General features: G+C 75.1%; 3 protein-coding genes. All 3 read left to right on the top strand.

Going from position 1 to position 2,056, the window contains the following annotated elements; all coding sequences use genetic code 11:
* A partial coding sequence (locus G3I42_RS18550) for a phosphotransferase (protein WP_164287383.1) occupies window positions 1-412 on the top strand: 412 nt, incomplete at its 5' end.
* A 57-nt stretch (window positions 413-469) separates the two neighbouring features.
* Window positions 470-961, top strand: coding sequence for a hypothetical protein (locus G3I42_RS18545; protein WP_164287381.1), 492 nt, complete (start codon window positions 470-472; stop codon window positions 959-961).
* Between the two features lie 136 nt (window positions 962-1,097).
* The coding region (locus G3I42_RS18540) for a DUF692 domain-containing protein (RefSeq protein ID WP_164287379.1) at window positions 1,098-2,056 on the top strand (959 nt) is incomplete at its 3' end.

Here is a 2,056-nt window from a genome sequence, read left to right as displayed (position 1 = left end):
GGCGGGCGTGGCGGAGAACCTGGCGGCGCTGGGCGACCCGGCGGCGTACGAGGTGTGGCGCCGCGCTCTCGCGGCCCCCGCGTGGACGGGCCCGCCGCTGTGGCTCCACGGCGACCTGCACCCGGCCAACATCCTCGTGCACGAAGGGGAGTTGAGTGGCGTCGTCGACTTCGGCGACGTAACCGGCGGCGACCCGGCGACGGACCTCGCGGCGGCCTGGATGCTCTTCCCGCGCGAGGCCGACCGCGACACGTTCCGCGCGGCGCACGGCGGGGTGGACGACGCGACCTGGACACGGGCTCGCGGCTGGGCCCTGGCCCTGGGCCTCGTCTTCCTGACGCACTCGGCGGACAACCCGCTGATGGCGAGGGTGGGGAGGCGGACGATGGGGGCGGTGCTGGGGGAGGGCTGAGGGGCCGGACGGGAAACCCGGGTGCGCGGACTCCTCCCGACGCCACATCATCGACGGATGCCCTCCCCCGTCACCCGGTTTCGTGACCCGCGTGCTTCGAAGTACGCCTTCCTGGGGTCGATCCTGGTGCGGTGTCCCGGCTGCGACGGCGTCGCGCACGTGACGCCGCAGCCGCGCGGGGATTCCGGGCTCTTCGCGAAGCGGCGCCTCGTGTGTCGCCGTTGCGGGCGCTGCCGGGAGTGGAGTGGCCGGCGCTGCGCACTTCCCGGGGGCGGGCCCGTGCGCGATCCGTACTTCGGGCTTCCCCTCCGGCTCCAGGCACGGACGCGTCACGGGTGGGTGTGGGCGTACAACCCCGCGCACCTCGACCTGCTCCGCCGCTTCGTTGCCGCCGGACTGCGCGAACGCCCTCGCCCCGACGGGGGCACGATCCGGATGACGGTCGTGGCGCGCCTCCCGGCATGGATGCAGAAGGCGAAGAACAGGAGCGAGGTGTTGCACGCGCTCGACCGGGCCCGCGCCGCCCTGCTCCCGGACCGGCGGTCCTGACGCCTCCGGTGCGGGACAGCGGGCCGTCCTCCGCGCCAACCTCAAGTTCAGCTCTGAGAAGTTCCCCCGTACGGTTGACCCCGTCCGCCGCCGGTCATCAGCCCTTCGCGACAACCTACGGCGGGAGGGGGACGGGATGACCGTGGAGCTGGGCGGGCGGGCGGGGGCGGGGCTTCGGCTCGGGGCCGGGATCGGGTGGCGGCCCGAGATCGCGGAGGCCGTGGAGCGGATGGACGTGGACTGGGTCGAGGCCGTCGCGGAGAACGTCTGCCCCGGGCACGTACCGGAGTCGCTGCTGCGGCTGCGGGCACGCGGTGTGACCGTCGTGCCGCACGGGGTCGGGCTCGGGCTCGGGGGCGCCGAGCGGCCCGACGCGGGGCGGCTCGCCGCGCTCGCGGAGCGGGCCGAGGTCCTGGGCTCGCCGCTCGTCACGGAGCACATCGCCTTCGTACGGGCGGGCGCCCTGGAGGCCGGTCACCTGCTGCCCGTCCCGCGCACCCGCGAAGGACTCGCGGTGCTCTGCGAGAACGTGCGCATCGCGCAGGACTCCCTCCCCGTCCCGCTCGCCGTCGAGAACATCGCGGCGCTCTTCACGTGGCCCGACGAGGAGCTGACCGAGGGGCAGTTCCTGTACGAGCTGGTCGAGCGGACCGGCGTACGGCTCCTCATCGACGTCGCGAACCTGTACACGAACCAGGTCAACAGCGGTGAGGACGCGGTGCGCGCGCTCGACGAGCTGCCGCTCGAAGCGCTCGCGTACGTGCACGTCGCGGGCGGTGTCCTGCGCGACGGCGTGTGGCACGACACGCACGCCCACCCCGTGCCGCCGCAGGTCCTCGCGCTGCTCGGCGAGCTGTGCGCGCGGGCCGAGCCGCCGGGGGTGCTGCTCGAACGGGACGACGACTTCCCGCCGGCCGGTGAGCTGGAGGGCGAGCTGCGGGCGATCCGCGAGACGGTGCGCGGGAGCGCGGCGGCCGCCCGGGGGGACGTCGTCGTGTCCCGTACGGAGGGCGCCGCCGTCCCCGAGGCGACCCGGGCGCGCCTCGCCGGGGAGCAGTACGCGCTGCTCGCCGCGCTCGTCGCGGGCGGCCCCGT

Source organism: Streptomyces sp. SID11385 (genome assembly GCF_010548245.1).
Lineage (GTDB): Bacteria > Actinomycetota > Actinomycetes > Streptomycetales > Streptomycetaceae > Streptomyces.
The sequence above is the reverse complement of the archived record's forward strand: the minus strand, read 5'-3'. Positions and strand labels throughout refer to the sequence as shown.

Coding starts and splice junctions, on each gene's coding strand:
- G3I42_RS18545 (WP_164287381.1), top strand. CDS start 470: ATGCCCTCCCCCGTCACCCGGTTTCGTGACCCGCGTGCTTCGAAGTAC.